Here is a 17,510-nt window from a genome sequence, read left to right as displayed (position 1 = left end):
TACGCCCCTGCGCTAGCATCGCGCGCCATGCGCATCCTGCTTGTCGAAGACGAAAAGCCGCTGGCCGACTGGCTGGTGAAGGCGCTCGGCCAGAACGACTTCGTCGTGGACTGGGTGGACGACGGCCGGCTGGTGCTGCGCCAGCTCGACGCCACGCGCTACGACGCGATGATCCTGGATCTGGGCCTGCCCGGCCTCGGCGGCCACGAGGTGCTGGCGCGGCTGCGCGAGGCCGACTCGCGCGTGCCGGTGCTGGTGCTGACCGCGCGTGATTCGCTGATGGAGCGGGTCAGCACGCTGCACGAGGGGGCCGACGACTTCCTGGCCAAACCCTTCGAGCTGCAGGAGCTGGAGGCCCGCCTGATCGCGCTGATCCGCCGCTCGCGTGGGCGCGACCAGCCGCGTTTCTCCTGCGGCCCGCTGGTCTACGACGCCGCCGCCAAGCAGTTCAGCCTGGAGCGCGAGCCGCTGGCGTTGTCCCCGCGCGAGCACGCGGTGCTGCGCACCTTGATCCAGCACAGCGGCGAGCCCATGTCCAAGCAGGAGATCCTGGAGCGCCTGTTCTCCGACGAGCAGGACGTGCGCCCCGAGGCGGTCGAGGTGCTGGTGCACCGGCTGCGGCGCCGGCTGGAGTCCGGCAAGGTCCGCATCACGACGCTGCGCGGCCTGGGCTACGTGCTGGAAGCGGTGTGAGCCGCCTGGGTTGGCCGGGCCTGCCGGCCGGCTGGCACCGGCTGAGCGTGCGGCGGATGCTGCTGACGCTGGTGCTGCCGGTGATGCTGGGGGCCGTCGGCATCGAGCTGGCGCTGACCTGGGGCAATGCGCTGCAGGCAGCCAACTCCGCCTACGACCGCTCGTTGCTGGGCGCCATCAAGGCCATCGACGGCAACGTGTCGACGGAGACCGGCGGCCTGTCGGTCGAGCTGCCGTACCGGATGCTGGAGTTCTTCGAGCTGACCGCCAGCGGGCAGGTGTTCTTCCGCGTCAGCACCGAGGACGGCCTGGTCGAGGTCGGCAACGCCGGCCTGCCGCTGCCGACGCAGCCGCTGCCCACCGGCGTGCCGCGTTTCATCGACGCCACCTACTTCGGCGCGCCGGTGCGCGTCGGCGCCTGGGCGCGCGAGGTCGATCCGGAGCGGCCCGGCCGCCGGATGATCATCCAGGTGGCGGAGAGCACCACGTCCCGCAACGCGTTCTCGCGCGCGCTGCTGATGCAGGCGGTCTGGCGCGACCTGCTGACGGTGGTGATCGTCACCGGGACGCTGGCGCTGGTGATCGGCTGGGCGCTGCGTCCGCTGGACCGGCTGCGGCGCGAGGTCGAGGCGCGCGCCGACGACGACCTCTCGCCCGTCGACGAGACGCAGGTGCCCGCCGACGCGGCGCCGCTGGTGCGCGCGATCAACCACCACCTGGCGCGGCAGCGCGAGCTGATCGATGGGCGGCGGCGCTTCGTCGACGACGCGTCCCATCAACTGCGCACGCCGCTGGCGACGCTCGCGACGCTGGTCGGCTATGCGCGGCGCGAGCGCGATCCGGCGCGGGTGTCGGAGGCGCTGACCGCGCTCAAGCGCGAGATCGACGACACGGTGCGCCGCACCAACCAGATGCTGGCGCTGGCCCGCGCCGACCTGGCCGAGCTGTCGCTGGCGCCCATCGACCTCAACCGGCTCGCCGATCGCTGCGCCCGCGAATGCTGGCCCCAGGCCCGCGAGCACGGCGTCGATCTGGGCTTCGAGCGCGCCCCGGACGAGGTGATGGTGCTGGGCCATGAAGGGCAATTGCGCGAGGCGCTGCTCAACCTGCTGCACAACGCGCTGCGCTACACGCCGCCGGGCGGGCAGGTGACGGTGCAGGTCGGAAGCGACACGGGCGACGCGGGCGGCACGAGCGGCACGGGCAACGTGAGCGGCGCGAGCAGCGGACAGGGCGCCAGCCTGCGCGTGGTCGACGACGGGCCCGGCATCCCCGCCGACGAGCGCCCCCGCGCGGGCGAGCGCTTCTTCCGCGGCAGCAACGTGGATCTGCCGGGCTCCGGGCTGGGGCTGGCGATCGTGCGGGCCATCGTGCGCCGCCACCAGGGCGACATGGAGGTGGCCCCGGCACGCATCGACGGCGACGGGCGCGAGCGCGGCACCGCGGTCACCTTGCGCCTGCCGCCACATGGGTCATCGTTCTCCGCGCCGACGCCGACGCCGACGCCGCGAGCCATGTCGGCCGGATCGACGACAGCGGCGATACCGGCGACATCCACGACAGCGGCGACATCGCCCACATCGCCTGAATCAACGCCTTCGACCGCATCCGGCGCGCCGGTCGAAGACGGTGAAGCAGGTCCATCGTCCGCGGCCCACGGGCCGGCCTGATGCAAGCTGCGGTTTTCCCGTCGGTGCTGAAAGGCGGCTGAAAGCCCTCGATTCCTAGAGTCCGGCGCAAGCAGGTGGCGAGCGACCGCCCGGCGACGTCGATCTTCGACGGCGACCGGACGGCGAGACAGATCACCGCGAGGAGACAAGATGAGAACGATCCCGACATGGCCGGCGATCCGACGCCGCGTGGCCGCGCCGCTGTTGGCGACGGTGCCCGCGATGGCGTTGGCCGCGATGCTGGCCGCGCCGATCCCGGCCTGGGCGCAGCCCGGCCGGGTGGCGCCCGCCGTGTCCGCCGCGGGCGCGACGCCGTTGCCCGTCGGCGACGCGGCGCCCGAGTGCATCGCCCCGGCCAAGCCCGGCGGCGGCTTCGACCAGACCTGCAAGCTGACGCAGGCCGCCTTCCAGCAGGCCGGCCTGACGCGCCAGCCGATGCGCATCACCTACATGCCGGGCGGCGTCGGCGCCATCGCCTTCGACCAGATCGTGACGCGGCGCCCCGCGGAACCGCAGACGCTGGTGGCGTTCTCCAGCGGCTCGCTGCTGAACCTGTCGCACGGCCGTTTCGGCAAGCGCAGCGTCGACGACGTGCGCTGGGTCGCCGCCATCGGCATGGACTACGGCGTCGTGCTGGTGGGCCGTCAGTCGCCATGGCGGACGCTGCCCGACCTGCTCGCGGCGCTGAAGGCCGATCCCGGCAAGATCAGCTTCGCCGCGGGCGGCACCATCGGCAGCCAGGACTGGGTCAAGTCGGCGCTGGTCGCCGCGGCGGCCGGCGTCGACCACAAGTCGATGCGGTTCGTCGCCTTCGAGGGCGGCGGCGAGGCCATCTCGGCGCTCAAGGGCGGCCATGTGCAGGTCTACACCGGCGACGCGTCCGAGGTCTTCGACAAGCTGCAGCCGGGCGGACCGTTTCGCGTCCTGGCCGTGCTCGCCGAGCAGCGCCTGCCGGGACCGCTGGCCGGTGTGCAGACCGCGCGCGAGCAGGGCGTGGACATCGTCTGGCCCGCGATCCGCGGCTTCTACGTCGGGCCCAAGGTGTCCGACGCCGTGTTCGACGCCTGGGGCGCGAGCTTCCGGCACCTGATGGCCACGCCCGCGTTCGACACCCTGCGCGCGAGCCACGGCCTGTTCCCCCTCGCGCTGACCGGCGCGCCGCTGCGTCAGCTCATCGACGCGCAAAACCGCCAGTACGTCGAGCTGGCCACCCGCTTCGGGTTGCGACGCTGACGCGGGCGATCCCCGCTGAGCCGAGCCTTCCCGCCCCACGCTCCAAGGAGCGACCACCGACCTTCGCATGCGCGCCACGGCGTGCAGGGGCCCGCGCGCCCCTGACCGGGCACCTCGCCCGTTTCACCGTTCCCGTTTCACCCGTTCCGTTTCATTCACGACAACACCAGGAGACTCTCCGATGAAGACCTTCCGCCTCCCCATGACCCGCCTGGCCGCCGCCGCCGGCGCGCTGGCGCTGTGCGCCGCGCCGTCCGCCTTCGCGCAGAGCAGCGTCACCGTCTACGGCATCGCCGACGTGCTGATGGAGTACCGCAACAAGCTGAACGCGGCCGGCGACAGCCGCCTGTCCGTGACCTCCGGCGGCATGAACACGTCGCGCTGGGGCCTGCGCGGCGCCGAGGACCTGGGCGGCGGCCTGAAGGCGGTGTTCCAGCTCGAGGCCGAGGTCGGCTTCGACACCGGCGCCGCCGGCTCGTCGTTCTGGGGCCGTCAGGCCAACGTCGGCCTGGAGGGCGACTTCGGCCGCGTGATCGCGGGCCGCTCGTACTCGACGACCTACGACTTCATGCTGCCCTTCGATCCGATGGGTTATGCGCCGTTCTATTCCTGGGCCACGTCCGGCGGCCAGATCGCGACGCAGCCGCGCAAGGACGGCATGGTCACGGGCGTGTCCAACCTGATCAAGTACCAGGGCACCTTCGGCCCGGTGAAGGTCGGCGCGACCTACGCGCTGGGCGAGGTCCTGGGCTCCGACGCCGCCGGCCGCTTCCTGTCGGTGGCCGGCGCCTACACGGCCGGCCCGTTCTCGGTGGCATTGGTGGTCGATCAGCGCAACGGCACCACCATCACCAGCGGCAGCTACGACAAGGAGAAGGCGCTGCACCTGGGCGTGTCCTATGACTGGAAGCCGGTCAAGCTGTTCGCGGCGCAGCGTCGCTACACGAAGTCGTTCGCCGTCGGCGGCACCGACCTGAAGAGCACGATGAGCTGGATCGGCGCGACCTGGTCCGCCACCGGCGCGCTGAGCATCACGCCGGTCGTCTACTTCCAGAACATCGACAGCGGCGCTTCCGGCACCAACGACCCGCGCCTCTTCGCGCTGCGCGCCAAGTACGAGCTGTCCAAGCGCACCAGCCTCTACGCCGTCGCCTCCAACGCCAAGTCCAAGAACGGCGGCGTGGTCAGCGTCTCGCGCGACGACAACGGCTTCGCCGACACGCAGTCCAGCTTTGGCCTGGGCATCCAGCACCGCTTCTGATCCTCCCTCCGCGGGGGCGGGCCAGGGCCGCTGCGCGGGAGCGCAGCGGCCCTTTTTCATTTCTCCAATCGCACACGGATCGGCGGGCGAATCGCCATCGCCGCGAAATCCTCACCGGCACGGTGAGCGACTTCAAGGAAGAGCTGTCGCAGTGGATGCGCCCGGCAGGCCATGCTTCCCTCAGCCGATCGGCGCGACCTGGCCGGGCAGCAGGTACTCCTGACGCAGCCGGGTCAGCACGTCGAAGAGCAGGTCGCTCTTGACGCCGTAGGCGGCGCGCGGCGAGTTGACGAAGCCGGTGGCGTTGATCACCAGGTTGGCGCCGTCGACCCCGTCCACCTGGACGTTGGGCCCCGGCGCGGTCAGCACGCCCGGATGGGCGGCGAACGCCGCGAGCACCAGCCCCTTGACGCGGTCGATGTCCGTGGCGATCGGCAGCGGCAGCTTGAACTGCACCATGCCGAGCGACTCGCCGTAGGTGACGTTGCGGACGATCTTGGTGATGAACTCCGAGTTCGGGACGATCACCGTGGACCGGTCGCCCATCTGGATCTCGGTGGCGCGCACGTTGATGCGGCGGATGTCGCCCTCGACGCCGGACAGCGAGACCCAGTCGCCGACCTTCACCGGCCGCTCGGCCAGCAGGATCAGGCCCGACACGAAGTTCTGCACCACCGCCTGCAGGCCGAAGCCGATGCCCACCGACAGCGCGCTCGCCACCCACGCGACCCGCTCCAGTCCGACGCCGACGGCGGACATCGTCGCCGCCACCACCGCCACCATGCCGACGTAGCCGAACAGCGTCGTGGCCGAGGTGCGCATGCCCGCGTCCATCCGGGTCGTGGGCATGTAGCGCTTGGCGAGCCAGGCCTTGAGCAGCCGCACCGCGGCGAAACCCAGCAGCATGACCATCAGGCCCTGCAGCAGCATCACGGGCCGCAGGCTGAGCTCGCCGATGGACAGGCCCTCCTGGAAGCGGCCGGCGCGGCGGAACAGGTCCAGCGGTCCTTCGCCGTAGGGCGCCAGCAGCAGCATCAGCGCGAGAAAGCCGATCAGCACGCGGCACAGGCCGGACAGCAGCACGGCGGCCTGCTCGCGGGCGCTGGCCACGCCGCTGGCGGCGGCATCCGCCGCGCGGTCGGACGCCTTCTGCTCCGCCCCCTGCGCCGCCGGCGCCGGGGCCAGCAGCGACATGAAGAGGTCGTCCACCAGCAGGGTCAGCAGGTAGGCGGCGCTGAGCAGGATCAGGCCCCAGACCACCTGGTTCATGGCGAACATCGCCAGCGGGATGAAGCCCACCAGCATCGCCAGGCCCGCGCCGCCCAGCGTCAGCCAGCCGGCCGCGCGAACGATGGACAGCCACACCGGGCGCACCGCCGTCGTGTCCGTGTCGCCGACTGCACCGGTTGCGCTGGCATGGCCGCTGGCGTCGGCGACGTGCGCAGCGCCCGGGGCCTTGGCGTCGGCGGGCGGGCGGCGTCCTCGCAGCCGCGACAGGGCCGTGCCGAGCACCGCCATGAAGGTCAGCGTCGCCAGCACGTCGATCAGCCAGATCGAAGGCGTGCTCGCGTCCAGCGCCGCGGCGGACCGCGACGATATCCAGCCCAGCACCACGACCGCCGCCAGGGTGCGCGGCAGCCAGGCCAGCCGCGTGGCCGTCGCGTCCGGCACCGGCGGCAGCCGCCATGACGGCTTGGACGGCATCAGCAGCGCGGCCCCGAGGCCGGCCACGAAACCGCCGAACCAGACGATCGCCTCCACCGTGTCCAGCCAGGCGGCGAGCGGCGGGGCGGGCGTGGCGCCCGAGGTCAGCGTCAGCAGCAGCGCGTGCGCGGCCAGGCCGGGTCGAAGCGTGCGGACGGAGAGCTCGCCCATCGCGTACAGCGATCGCCGCAGGCGGCCGGCGGGCACACGCGTGACGCTGACATGCGCCAGCGCGCGCCGCAGCCCGGCGCAGACCAGCAGCAGCGCGGCGATCGCCACCGCCAGCGTGACCCAGGCGCCGGGCGACACGGCCAGCCACAAGGCGCGCAGGCCGTCGCCGAACTCGCCCGCGCGCTGCAGGTCGTGCGTGCTGGCGGCGGCCAGCGCCTGCCAGAACGACGGTTGCAGGACGGAGGGCGCGCGCTCGCCCAAGCGGGCGCCGAGTTGCTGGCGACGGTTCTCCGACGCGGTGGTGATGGCCTGCTCGGCCTCCACGGCCAGCAGCCGCGCAAGCTTGATCTGCGAGTCGAGCGTCGACACCGAGCGCATCAACTGGGCGCGCTGCGCCGCCACGTCCGGCGATTCCTTGACGCCGGCCGCGGGCTGGCCGAGCTGGGCCAGCCGCGCCTGCACGTCGGTCAGCTCCGGCGTGAGCGCGGACGCCGCCTCCTGGGCCCGCGTCTGCGCCGACAGGGCGCGCTTGCGCAGGGCCTGCAGCGCGGCGTCGTCCAGCATGTCGTCCTGCGTCGCGCGGATCGCCTCCATGTCCTTGCGGGCGGATTCCAGCAGCTTGGCGGGGTCGACCTGGTCCGCGGGCGGGTCCTGCGCGAAGGCGGGGCCGGCCATCGTGGCGATGCACAGGATCAGCAGCGCGATCAGGCGCCACGGCAGGATCAGCCAGGCTGGCCAGATGGTCGGCAAGGCGGTCGTGGATGCGGTCGGCGAGGAGGTCGGCGAGGCGACGCGGTCGCGACGGGAACGGAAGGAGCGGGCGGTCATCCGGTATCGGTCGGCCGAGGGCGCGAGGCTCGGGCAGGGCGTCGCTGGCGACGGGCCCCGGCAGTGGCAATCGGCGCTCCCGTCGGTCTCCGGTCGCTGCAGGTCAGCGTGCATTCGATCCTCCTTCCAAGCCCGCCCGGCCCGGCGCCGCGCGGGCCACGCCGGCCTCCAGGGCCGCCTGCGACAGCTCGCCCACGCGCCGGCCGGTGAGCCGGCCCGAGGCGTCGAAGAACAGCGTCGTCGGATAGGCGCGCTGCTGGAACGCCGCGCCCGCGCGGCGGGGCTCGTCCAGCGCCACGTTGCGCAGGGACAGTCGTTGCCCCCGCAGCCAGGCGGCGACGCGCTCCGGGCTCTCGCCCTGGTTGATGAACACGAAGTGGACGTCGGCTCGCCGCTGCTGCGCGGCCTGCAGCGCCGGCATCTCGCGGATGCACGGGCCGCACCAGGTGGCCCACAGGTTCACGACGACCGGCTTGCCGCGCAGGGCGTCCAGGCGCACGGGGTCGCCGTCCAGCGTCTCGAAGGACAAGGCCGGCAGTTCGCCTTCGATCGAGCGCATGCCCATCGAAACCTGCGCGACGACGAACAGCAAGGTCCCCGCCAGCAGCGGCCCTCCGACCGGCCGCGCGAGCGCCGGCAGCTTGCGCAGCCGATAGGTCGCGTACAGCCACATCGCGATGAGGCCGACGTCGGGCGACCAGCCGCCGTCGCGGATGTTGATCAGGCCCAGCGGATCGGCGGCGTAGAGCTCCTTGTATTGGTAGATGAAACCCAGCCGCGAGAAGAGCACGGCGACGAGCAGGCAGCGCCACAGCAAGGGCGTGTTGTCCTGACCGCCGCGGCGGGCGAGCCAGGCCGCGAGGGCGAGGGAGACGGCGACGGCGGCGCACAGGTGCAGGAAGGCCCAGGGCAGGACGAGGGGGCCGAGCGCGAAGACTTCGCTCATGGGGCTGGCGGCTCGGCGATCGGGGCGATCGGGGCGATGGCGATCCGACCGTGGCGGAGGCGGTGGCGGGCCCTGGCCAATGGGATCGGGTGGGTGAACTCTTGCATGGGGCGGGGGTGGGCGGCGGTGGGGCGATTCTCACCGCCCGGTGTGACGCACGAGCATCGCGCGGCGGTCCCTGCCGATCGCGAATCCGGGCGCAGGGCGCTCAATGCGCCACCGCCGCGTGGGGGCAGTCCCCGCCTCGCCGGCCTCGCCCCGGCAAGCGGGTAGAGTCATCCCCCAAGTTCCACAACCGCCGATCGCGCGCGTCCCCGCAACGCGCGCCGAGGACACGCCATGACGACTTCCTCCTACCCCGATACCCGTCTGCTGATCGCCAACGAATGGGTCGACGCCGCCAGCGGCAAGACCATCGACGTGCGCAATCCCGCCACCGGCCAGACCATCGGCAAGGTCGCCCATGCCAGCACCGCCGATCTGGATCGCGCGCTGGCCGCCGCGCAGAAGGGCTTCGAAACCTGGCGCGATGTCTCCGCCCACGAACGCGCCGCCACGATGCGGCGCGCCGCCGCGCTGCTGCGGGAACGGGCGCCGGAGATCGCCCGGCTGTTGACCCAGGAGCAGGGCAAACCCCTCGCGGAAGCCAAGGTCGAAGTCTTGGCCGGCGCCGACATCATCGACTGGTTCGCCGACGAGGGCCGCCGCGTCTACGGCCGCATCGTGCCGTCCCGCAACCTCGCCGCGCAGCAACTGGTCCTCAAGGAACCCGTCGGACCGGTCGCGGCCTTCACGCCGTGGAACTTCCCGATCAACCAGATCGTGCGCAAGCTCGGCGCGGCGCTCGCCACCGGATGCTCCTTCCTCGTCAAGGCGCCCGAGGAAACGCCCGCGTCGCCGGCGGCGTTGCTTCAGACCTTCGTCGACGCGGGCGTGCCTCCCGGCACCGTCGGCCTCGTCTTCGGAGACCCAGCCGAGATCTCCAGCTATCTGATCCCCCATCCCATCATCCGCAAGGTCACGTTCACCGGCTCCACGCCGGTCGGCAAGCAACTGGCCGCGCTGGCCGGGGCGCACATGAAGCGCGTCACCATGGAGCTCGGCGGCCACGCCCCCGTCATCGTGGCGGAAGACGCCGACGTGGCCCTCGCCGTCAAGGCAGCAGGCGCGGCGAAGTTCCGCAACGCAGGGCAGGTGTGCATCTCGCCGACGCGGTTCCTCGTCCACAACAGCCTCAAGGAAGAATTCACCGCGGCGCTCGTCAAGCACGCCCAGAGCCTCAAACTCGGCGACGGCCTCGCCGACGGCACCACCCTCGGACCCCTCGCCAACGAGCGGCGCGTCGTGGCCATGACCAAGGTCGTCGCACAGGCGCGTGAGCGCGGCGCCAAGATCGCCACAGGCGGCGAACGCGTCGGGACGGCTGGGAATTTCTTCGCGCCCACCGTGCTGGCCGATGTGCCGCTCGACGCCTCCGTCTTCAACGACGAACCCTTCGGGCCAGTGGCCGCTGTGCGCGGCTTCGATACGCTGCCAGAAGCAATCGCAGAAGCCAATCGCCTTCCGTTCGGGCTCGCCGGTTATGCGTTCACGCGCTCCATCAAGAACGCCCATCTGCTTTCTCAACGCGTCGAGGTCGGCATGCTCTGGATCAACCAGCCCGCCACCCCCTCCGCGGAAATGCCCTTCGGCGGCATCAAGGACTCCGGCTATGGCTCCGAAGGAGGGCCCGAAGCCCTCGAGGCCTACCTCAATACCAAGGCCGTCTCCATCCTCGGGGTTTGAGCGCTCCTTCCCACAGCCCGCCGGGATTTCGCCCCGGCGGGCGACTCCCTTTTCTGGTCGCGCCCAGAAAAGGAAGCAAAAGAAGCGCTGACTCCCGGCGAGCTTGCTCGCTGACATCCGGTCCGTCGCTCGTCACTGCGCTCCGAGACTCGTCCAGCACTGCTACTGGAACCCCCACCACTCGCTGACGTCCCATCCCCTCGCTGCGAAGGCTTGCCCGCATCCGCGGGACGCGCCCACCGAGACAACGAGCTGCTTTCAAGAGCAGCGTCCGTTCGTCGTGTGTCATGCGTCATGCGTCATGCCGCGACGCGCCTTCCGCCAGCACGGCTGTACCGCCTGCCATGCGATCCCGGGCGTGGTCGGGCGGACATTCGCGTCGGGCCGCCGCTCGCGGGCCCGGCCGGCCGTGATCGCATCGGCGGCAAGGCGACCGACACGGAGGACGGCTTGACCGCCTGGGTCCGCGAGCCCCTGGCGCTCGACGCCCACGACGCGATGCCCACGCTGGGCATCAGCGAGACGCAGACGCCTGATGGCGCCGTACCTGTTGGCGAATCGAGCGCGACGGGCCCGGGTGGGATCGAGGTCATCGGGCCCGGCGGCGAATGCGGCTTCGACACGATCCCAAGAAGGTCGGCGGTCTCGCCGGCCCACAGGCACGGCCTGCCGCGTTCAGGGAATTTTCAGGATGCCTCCTCTAATCTGCGCCCGTTCCGCTTCATGGCGGGACCTTTTCTCACCCCGACCGCCCGGAGTTCCCATGGATCCCGACCCCAGTAGTTGGCGCTGCCCGCCAGCGCGAACCGACCGCTTCCGTTCCGTCCCGCCACAGCGGGCGGCGCACGCCGGGATCCTGTCCGTCTGACGCGAGAGGACCTTCCCTTGCGGCGCGCTGCCCGCAGGAGTGTCCTCATGCTGCGTTTCTTCCCCGTTCCCTTCCTCTTCCGCCGCGCGCGGCACGATGCCCTGCGCGCCGCCCTCTGCGACGCCGTCGCGTCGCGCCGGATCGGCCACATCGATCGGCTCCTTGACCGGCACGGCCCCTCGGCCTTCGCCCAGGCACTGTCCGGGATGTCCTGCCGCATCGCCGCCGACATCCTGTCGGTGCTGCCCGAGCCCCGTCGCCAGGACCTGCTGTCGCGGCTGCCCCGCCGGCTGCGCGGCCGCGTGCCCCTGGCCGCCGCGCGCGACGTCGTCCCCATGCCGCGCCACGTCCCGCTGCAGGGCTTGCTGGTGCGGCCGCCCGAGGCCCTGGGCCCGTCGCTCTTCGGCCGCTGAATCCCGGGCCGCCCGATGTCCATCGGCGCGACCCCCGAGACCTTCCTTCCCATCCCTGGACTTTCCCTGGAGATCCGCATGAGGACATCCGCAAGGCGTCGCCACGCCTGGCCCTGCCTGCTCATCCCCTGTCTGCTCGCGCTCGGCGCCTGCGACGGCACCGACGCGGGGGCGGGCGCCAATCCCGCCGCGGCCGCGGCGGCCGCCACCACGCTCGGGCATGACGGCGCCGTCGTGATCGTGCCGGAGCGCTCGCCGCTGCGGGACCGCGTCATCGTGGCCGCGGTGCCCAGCCGCAAGGTCGAGCAACCGATCACCGCGCCCGGCACCGTGGAGGCGCTGCCCGATCACCTGGCCCGCATCACGCCGCCGGTCAGCGGACGCGTCGAGCGCCTGCAGCGCGCGCTCGGCGACGAGGTCCGCGCGGGCGACGCGTTGTTCACGCTCGATTCCGCCGACGTCAGCGCGGCCCAGGGCGACGCCGCCAAGGCGCGTGCCGCCGCGCTGCAATCGCGTCGCGACCTCGATCGCCAGCGGCTGCTCTTCGACGCCGACATCACGCCGCGCAAGGACCTGGAGGCCGCCCAGCTGGCGCAGGCCCAGTCGGACAGCGATCTGCGCACCGCGCAGGCCAAGCTGGCGCAGCTCGGCGCCAGCGACGCCACCGGCCGTCGGCTCGTCGTGCGGGCGCCGGTGAGCGGGCGCCTCATCGAGATGAGCGTCGCCCAGGGCGGCTACTGGAACGACATCAACGCGCCGCTGATGACGATCGCGGACCTGCGCAGCGTCTCCATCACCGCCGCGGTGCCGGAGAAGGACCTGGCGCAGGTCTTCGTCGGCCAGAAGGCCCGCGTGCTGCTCAACGCCTATCCCGACGCGCCTCGCGAGGGCACCGTCCGCTATATCGGCGAGGTGCTCGACCCCGAGACCCGCACCGTCAAGGTCCGCCTCATCCTGGAGAACGCCGACGGCCGGCTGCGGCCGGGCATGTTCGCGAAGGTCCTGTTCTCCGGGCCGTCGCACGAGGCGCCCGTCGTGCCGGCCACCGCGCTGCTGCAGAGCGGCCTGTTCACACGCGTCTTCGTCGAGGTCGGGCCGCACCGCTATCAGCCGCGGCAGGTGACGGTGGGCGCGTCGCTGGGCGACGGCGTCGAGGTCCTGACCGGCCTGCGCGCCGGCGAGCGCGTCGTCATCCGCGAAGGAGTGCTCCTCAATGATTGAGCGCATCGTCGCCACCTGCTTCGACCGGCGCGGCATCGTCTGGCTGGTGTTCGTCTTCGCCGCGCTGTACGGCGTGCACAGCTTCCGCCAACTGCCGATCGAGGCCTATCCCGACATCGCCGACGTCACTTCGCAGATCGTGACGCAGGTCAACGGCCTGGCGGCCGAGGAGGTCGAGCAGCAGATCACCATCCCCATCGAGCGCGCGCTGCTGGGCACGCCCGGCATGCAGGTGCTGCGCACGCGCAGCCTCTTCGGCCTGTCGCTGGTGACTGTCGTCTTCCAGGACGGCGTCGAGGGCTACTGGTCCCGCGAGCGCCTGCAGGAGCGCCTGGCCGAGGTGTCGCTGCCCTACGGCGCGACGCCCGGCCTGGACCCCTACACCTCGCCCACCGGCGAGATCTACCGTTACACGCTGCAGGGCCCCGGCCGCAGCCTGCGCGAGCTGTCCGAGCTGCAGTTCTGGACCGTCATCCCGCGGCTCAAGAAGGCCACGGGCGTCGTCGACGTGACCAACTTCGGCGGCCTGACCACGCAGTTCATGCTGGAGCTCGATCCCGCGCGGCTGACCCAGTACAAGCTGACGCTGAGCCAGGTCGTCGAGGCGATCAACGCCAACAACAACAGCGGCGGCGGCAGCGTCGTCGACCGCGGCGAGCAGTCCTACGTCGTGCGCGGCGTGGGCCTGCTGCGCTCGCTGGACGACATGGGCAATGTCGTGGTGAAGACCTCCGGCGGCGTGCCGGTGCTGGTCAAGGACCTCGGCCGGCTGACCTACGGCAACGTCGAGCGCCGCGGCATCCTGGGCAAGGACGGCGACAGCGACACCGTCGAGGGCATCGTGCTGCTGCTCAAGGAGACCAACCCGTCGCGCGCGCTCGACGGCATCCACGCCGCGGTGAACGAGCTCAACACCAAGCTGCTGCCGGGCGACGTCAAGCTCGTGCCCTACCTGGACCGCTCGACGTTGATCGAGAAGACCGCCCGCACCGTCAGCCACACGATGGTCGAGGGCATGGTGGTGGTGACGCTGGTGCTGCTGCTGTTCCTGGGCAGCCCGCGCGCGGCGCTGGTGGTGGCCGCGACCATCCCGCTGGCGCTGCTGTTCGCGTTCGTGTTCATGCACCATGCCAAGGTGCCGGCGAACCTGCTGTCGCTGGGCGCGATCGACTTCGGCATCCTGGTCGACGGCGCCGTCGTGGTGGTGGAGAACATCCTGCGTCGTCGCGAGCAGGAGGCCCGGCGGCTGCTGACGCCGCGCGACGCGATCGTGGCCACGCTGCAGGTGGCGCGGCCGATCTTCTTCGGCATGGGCGTCATCGCCGCCGCCTACCTGCCGCTGTTCGCGTTCGAGCGCATCGAGTACAAGCTGTTCAGCCCGATGGCCTACGCGGTCGGCGCCGCGCTGGTCGGCGCGTTGCTGGTGGCGCTGACGCTGACGCCGGCGCTGGCCTGGCTGGCCTTCCGCCGGCCGCGCAGGATCTTCCACAACCGCGTGCTGGAGGCGATGCAGCGGCGCTACGCGGCCTTCCTCGGGCGCGCCGTCGGGCCGCGGCGCTGGCTGGTCGCCACGGTGGGCGGCGCGGTGATCGCGCTGGCGGCGCTGGCCGGGACCATCGGCCGCGACTTCCTGCCCTACCTGGACGAGGGCTCGATCTGGCTGCAGGTGCAGATGCCGCCCGGCATCACGCTGGACAAGGCCGGCCGCATGGCCGACGAGTTGCGCCGCGTCACGCTGGGCTTTCCGGAGGTGTCCTACATGGTCACGCAGACCGGGCGCAACGACGACGGCACCGACTACTGGACCCCGTCGCACATCGAGGCCAGCATCGGCCTCAAGCCCTACGACACCTGGACCACGCCCGGTGGCAAGCAGGCCCTGATCAGGCGGCTGAGCGAGCGCTACGCGCGCATGCCGGGCTACGACGTGTCCTTCATGCAGCCGATGATCGACGGCGTGCAGGACAAGCTGTCCGGCGCGCACAGCGACCTGGTGGTCAAGATCTTCGGTGACGACCTGGACGAGGGCCGCCGCATCGCGGCGCAGGCCGCGGAGGTGCTGCGCGGCATTCCCGGCGCGGCCGACGTGGCGGTGGACGTCGAGCCGCCGCTGCCCAACCTGCGCATCGACCTGGACCGCGCCGCCGCGGCGCGGCTGGGCGTCAACGCGGCGGACGTGGCCAACCTGATCTCCACCGGCATCGGCGGCGCGTCGATCGGGCAGGTCTACGTCGGCGAGAAGCACTACGACATGACGGTGCGCTTCACGCCCGAGTCGCGCGCCAGCCCGCAGGCCATCGCGGATCTGCGGCTCACCGGCGCGGGCGGCGCGCAGGTCCCGCTGTCGGACGTGGCACGCATCCGCACCACGGTGGGGGAGAGCGTCATCGTGCGCGAGATGGGCGAGCGCCACGTCATCGTGCGCCTCAACACCCGCGGGCGCGATCTGTCGAGCTTCCTGGCCCAGGCCGAACCCGCGCTGGCGCAGCGGCTGCGCTACGACCATCAGCGCTTCCACGTCGAGTGGGGCGGTCAGTTCGAGAACCTGCAACGCGCGCAGCAGCGCCTGGCGGTGATCCTGCCGCTGACGCTGGGCGTGATGCTGCTGTTGTTGTTCGCGGAGTTCCGCAACCTGCGCCAGCCGCTGCTGGTGCTGGGCGTGGTGCCGCTGGCCATGATCGGCGGCTTCGCGGCGCTGCATCTGCGCGGCATGACGCTGAACGTGTCGAGCGCGGTCGGCTTCATCGCGCTGTTCGGGGTCGCCGTGCTGGGCGGCGTGCTGATGGTGGCGCAGATCAACCGGCTGCGCGCCGAGGACGGCCGGCCGCTGCGCGACGCGGTGCTGGAAGGCGCGGCCAGCCGCATGCGGCCGGTGCTGATGACCGCCACGGTCGCGGCGCTGGGCCTGACGCCCGCGATGCTGGCCACCGGCCTGGGCAGCGACGTGCAACGCCCGCTGGCGACGGTGGTCGTCGGCGGACTGGTCACCGCCACGCTGCTGACGCTGCTGCTGGTGCCGGCCCTCTATCACTGGATCGAGGCCCGCGCGGAACGGGTCTCCGCCGAACGCGCGGTCCGCCGCGACCTCGACGACAACGCCACGGAGCAACTCGCATGAGCCGTCCGGTCTTCCTTCCTCGCCGCCTGTGGCTCGTCGCGCGCCGCGCGGCGGTCCTGCGCGGCGCCGTGCTGCGCGGCGCCCTCCCGCGGGGCGGCGTCCTGGGCGATCCATTCCTGCGGGACGCGGCGATGCTGCTCGGCCGCGTCGGCCTGTCGCTCTGCCTGGTGTCGGCATGGGCCACCTTGCCGACCGACGCGCAGGCGGCGACGTCAAGGTCGGCACCGACACCGACACCGACACCGGCACCGGCACCGGCATCGACACCGGCATCGACATCGACATCGACATCGACATCGACATCGACATCGGCGATGGCGGCGGCGCCTTCACCCGCCTCGACGCCGTCCGGCGCGGCCGCGCCGGAGGTCGACTTCGGGCGCTACCTGGACGCGGTCTCGCGCTCCAGCAATGACGTCGCCGCGCAGCGCGAGGCGGTCGTGGCCGCGCGCGCGGGCGTCGGCATCGCCGGCCTGCGGCCGGATCCGTCGCTGTCGCTGAGCGCCGGCCCGGTCGAGTTCAGCCGCGAGGTGCAGCCCAAGCCGCGCCTCGCGCAGAGCATCGGCCTGAGCTACACCATCGAGACCGGCGGCAAGCGCGCCCGCCGCGTCCAGGTGGCCGAGAGCCAGGTGCGGCTGGGCGAAGCGACGCTGCTGGGCGTGACGCGCCAGGCCTACGCGGACGCCGCGGATGCCTTCATCGAGGTCTGCCGCACGCGGGAGGCGCTCGCCCGCCAGGAGGAGTCGCTGCGCGCGATGTCCGAGATCGTGCGGCTGAACGAGGTGCGGCACGGCGCCGGCGATCTCGGCGGCCTGGAGCTGCTGCAATCGCGCAACGAGCGCGACCAGTTCCTGGCCACCGTCGTGAAGGCCCGCGCCGACGCGCGCGGTGCGATGGAGCGCCTGGCGGCGCCGCTGGGCCGGCGTTGGTCGGAGGAGTTCGGCGCTCAGTTGCCGCGCTGCGAGTTCCAGGAGACCGGCGCGCTGGCCGACGTGGAGGCGCTGGAAGTCCAGGCGCTGCGCGAGCGCGACGACGTGCTGATCGCCCGCGCCGCGCTGGACAGCGCGCGCGCCGCCGCCGACCTGGTGCGCGCCAATCGCCAGGTCGACCCCAGCGTCGGCGTCAGCTACGGCTACACGCCGCAGGGGCGGCGGAGCCTGGGCGCGGACGGATCGCCGGTGGACCCGTCGCCGCGCTCCAACACCCTGTCGTTCTCGGTCTCGGTGCCGATCCCGCTGTCGCGCCTGAACCGGGGCGACCTGGTGCAGGCGGAGTCGGCGGTGACGCAGGCGCTGCTGGCGCTGCGCCAGACCGAGCTCAAGGCGCAGGCGGACGTCCGGGTCACCCACGCGCAGTACCTGGCCTCGCGGGAAAACCTGACACGTTACCGAGATATGACGCTGGGAGACTCGCAGCGCGTCCTCGAAGGCATGAGGACGTCCTACCGTCACGGCGCCGCCTCGCTGCTGGAACTGCTGTCCGCGCAACGCGCGGCGGACGACACCTACCTGGCCTATCTGCAGGCCCGCAGCGATCTGGCGTCCGCGACGGTGCAACTGCAATTGAGCGTCGGCGGCAAGCCGACCTTGTGAGGGGCGG

12 protein-coding genes are annotated in these 17,510 nt (G+C 72.0%); 10 read left to right on the top strand and 2 right to left on the bottom strand.

Annotated elements, in window-relative coordinates; all coding sequences use genetic code 11:
- Nucleotides 1–27: 27 nt before the first annotated feature.
- From CDN99_RS24345 to CDN99_RS24330, 4 genes are all read left to right on the top strand, one after another.
- Nucleotides 28–693, top strand: coding sequence for a response regulator (locus CDN99_RS24345; protein ID WP_088387684.1), 666 nt, complete (start codon nt 28–30; stop codon nt 691–693).
- On the top strand, nt 690–2,363 hold the full coding sequence (locus CDN99_RS24340; protein WP_238139689.1) for a sensor histidine kinase: 1,674 nt from the start codon (nt 690–692) through the stop codon (nt 2,361–2,363). The genes CDN99_RS24345 and CDN99_RS24340 overlap by 4 nt, the downstream gene beginning before the upstream one ends.
- 237 nt (nt 2,364–2,600) lie before the next feature.
- Complete coding sequence (locus CDN99_RS24335; RefSeq protein WP_088387788.1) at nt 2,601–3,596, top strand: Bug family tripartite tricarboxylate transporter substrate binding protein; 996 nt, start codon at nt 2,601–2,603, stop codon at nt 3,594–3,596.
- 181 nt (nt 3,597–3,777) lie between these two features.
- Nucleotides 3,778–4,857: a porin gene (locus CDN99_RS24330; protein ID WP_088387681.1), complete on the top strand. Its 1,080-nt coding sequence runs from the start codon at nt 3,778–3,780 to the stop codon at nt 4,855–4,857.
- A gap of 180 nt (nt 4,858–5,037) precedes the next feature.
- Here CDN99_RS24330 and CDN99_RS24325 read toward each other — a convergent pair whose 3' ends face one another.
- Both CDN99_RS24325 and CDN99_RS24320 read right to left on the bottom strand, forming a co-directional pair.
- Nucleotides 5,038–7,560: a DUF3772 domain-containing protein gene (locus CDN99_RS24325; protein ID WP_158218951.1), complete on the bottom strand. Its 2,523-nt coding sequence runs from the start codon at nt 7,558–7,560 to the stop codon at nt 5,038–5,040.
- A gap of 103 nt (nt 7,561–7,663) precedes the next feature.
- Entirely contained in the window at nt 7,664–8,506 is an 843-nt protein-coding gene (locus CDN99_RS24320) for a TlpA disulfide reductase family protein (RefSeq protein WP_088387677.1), read from the bottom strand.
- A 339-nt stretch (nt 8,507–8,845) separates the two neighbouring features.
- On the opposite strand from CDN99_RS24320, the gene CDN99_RS24315 reads away from it, so the two are divergent.
- The 6 genes from CDN99_RS24315 to CDN99_RS24290 all read left to right on the top strand — a co-directional run bounded on the left by CDN99_RS24315 (nt 8,846) and on the right by CDN99_RS24290 (nt 17,503).
- Nucleotides 8,846–10,291 (top strand): NAD-dependent succinate-semialdehyde dehydrogenase, encoded by a 1,446-nt coding sequence (locus CDN99_RS24315; protein ID WP_088387675.1) that lies wholly within the window; start codon nt 8,846–8,848, stop codon nt 10,289–10,291.
- A 450-nt stretch (nt 10,292–10,741) separates the two neighbouring features.
- Nucleotides 10,742–11,074: a hypothetical protein gene (locus CDN99_RS28465; RefSeq protein WP_141100967.1), complete on the top strand. Its 333-nt coding sequence runs from the start codon at nt 10,742–10,744 to the stop codon at nt 11,072–11,074.
- A gap of 132 nt (nt 11,075–11,206) precedes the next feature.
- Entirely contained in the window at nt 11,207–11,572 is a 366-nt protein-coding gene (locus tag CDN99_RS24310; protein ID WP_088387673.1) for a hypothetical protein, read from the top strand.
- A gap of 78 nt (nt 11,573–11,650) precedes the next feature.
- Nucleotides 11,651–12,793 (top strand): efflux RND transporter periplasmic adaptor subunit, encoded by a 1,143-nt coding sequence (locus CDN99_RS24305; protein ID WP_088387671.1) that lies wholly within the window; start codon nt 11,651–11,653, stop codon nt 12,791–12,793.
- Nucleotides 12,786–15,911, top strand: a complete 3,126-nt coding sequence (locus CDN99_RS24300) for an efflux RND transporter permease subunit (RefSeq protein WP_088387669.1) — start codon at nt 12,786–12,788, stop codon at nt 15,909–15,911. The genes CDN99_RS24305 and CDN99_RS24300 overlap by 8 nt, the downstream gene beginning before the upstream one ends.
- Nucleotides 15,908–17,503 carry a TolC family protein gene (locus CDN99_RS24290; protein ID WP_141100965.1) on the top strand — a complete coding sequence of 532 codons (1,596 nt, stop codon included), beginning with the start codon at nt 15,908–15,910 and terminating at the stop codon, nt 17,501–17,503. The genes CDN99_RS24300 and CDN99_RS24290 overlap by 4 nt, the downstream gene beginning before the upstream one ends.
- Nucleotides 17,504–17,510 lie beyond the last annotated feature (7 nt).

The sequence above is a fragment of the Roseateles aquatilis genome, assembly GCF_002205645.1.
Classification (GTDB): Bacteria; Pseudomonadota; Gammaproteobacteria; order Burkholderiales; family Burkholderiaceae_C; genus Roseateles; species Roseateles aquatilis.
Note: the sequence above shows the minus strand (reverse complement) of the source record. Positions and strands in the feature narration are given on the sequence as shown.

Excerpts from the sequence above, each read along its gene's own strand:
- CDN99_RS24315 (WP_088387675.1), top strand. The coding sequence starts at position 8,846 with ATGACGACTTCCTCCTACCCCGATACCCGTCTGCTGATCGCCAACGAA.
- CDN99_RS24305 (WP_088387671.1), top strand. The coding sequence starts at position 11,651 with ATGAGGACATCCGCAAGGCGTCGCCACGCCTGGCCCTGCCTGCTCATC.
- CDN99_RS24290 (WP_141100965.1), top strand. The coding sequence starts at position 15,908 with ATGAGCCGTCCGGTCTTCCTTCCTCGCCGCCTGTGGCTCGTCGCGCGC.
- CDN99_RS24320 (WP_088387677.1), bottom strand. The coding sequence starts at position 8,506 with ATGAGCGAAGTCTTCGCGCTCGGCCCCCTCGTCCTGCCCTGGGCCTTC.
- CDN99_RS24310 (WP_088387673.1), top strand. The coding sequence starts at position 11,207 with ATGCTGCGTTTCTTCCCCGTTCCCTTCCTCTTCCGCCGCGCGCGGCAC.
- CDN99_RS24325 (WP_158218951.1), bottom strand. The coding sequence starts at position 7,560 with ATGACCGCCCGCTCCTTCCGTTCCCGTCGCGACCGCGTCGCCTCGCCG.
- CDN99_RS24345 (WP_088387684.1), top strand. The coding sequence starts at position 28 with ATGCGCATCCTGCTTGTCGAAGACGAAAAGCCGCTGGCCGACTGGCTG.
- CDN99_RS24335 (WP_088387788.1), top strand. The coding sequence starts at position 2,601 with ATGCTGGCCGCGCCGATCCCGGCCTGGGCGCAGCCCGGCCGGGTGGCG.
- CDN99_RS24300 (WP_088387669.1), top strand. The coding sequence starts at position 12,786 with ATGATTGAGCGCATCGTCGCCACCTGCTTCGACCGGCGCGGCATCGTC.
- CDN99_RS24330 (WP_088387681.1), top strand. The coding sequence starts at position 3,778 with ATGAAGACCTTCCGCCTCCCCATGACCCGCCTGGCCGCCGCCGCCGGC.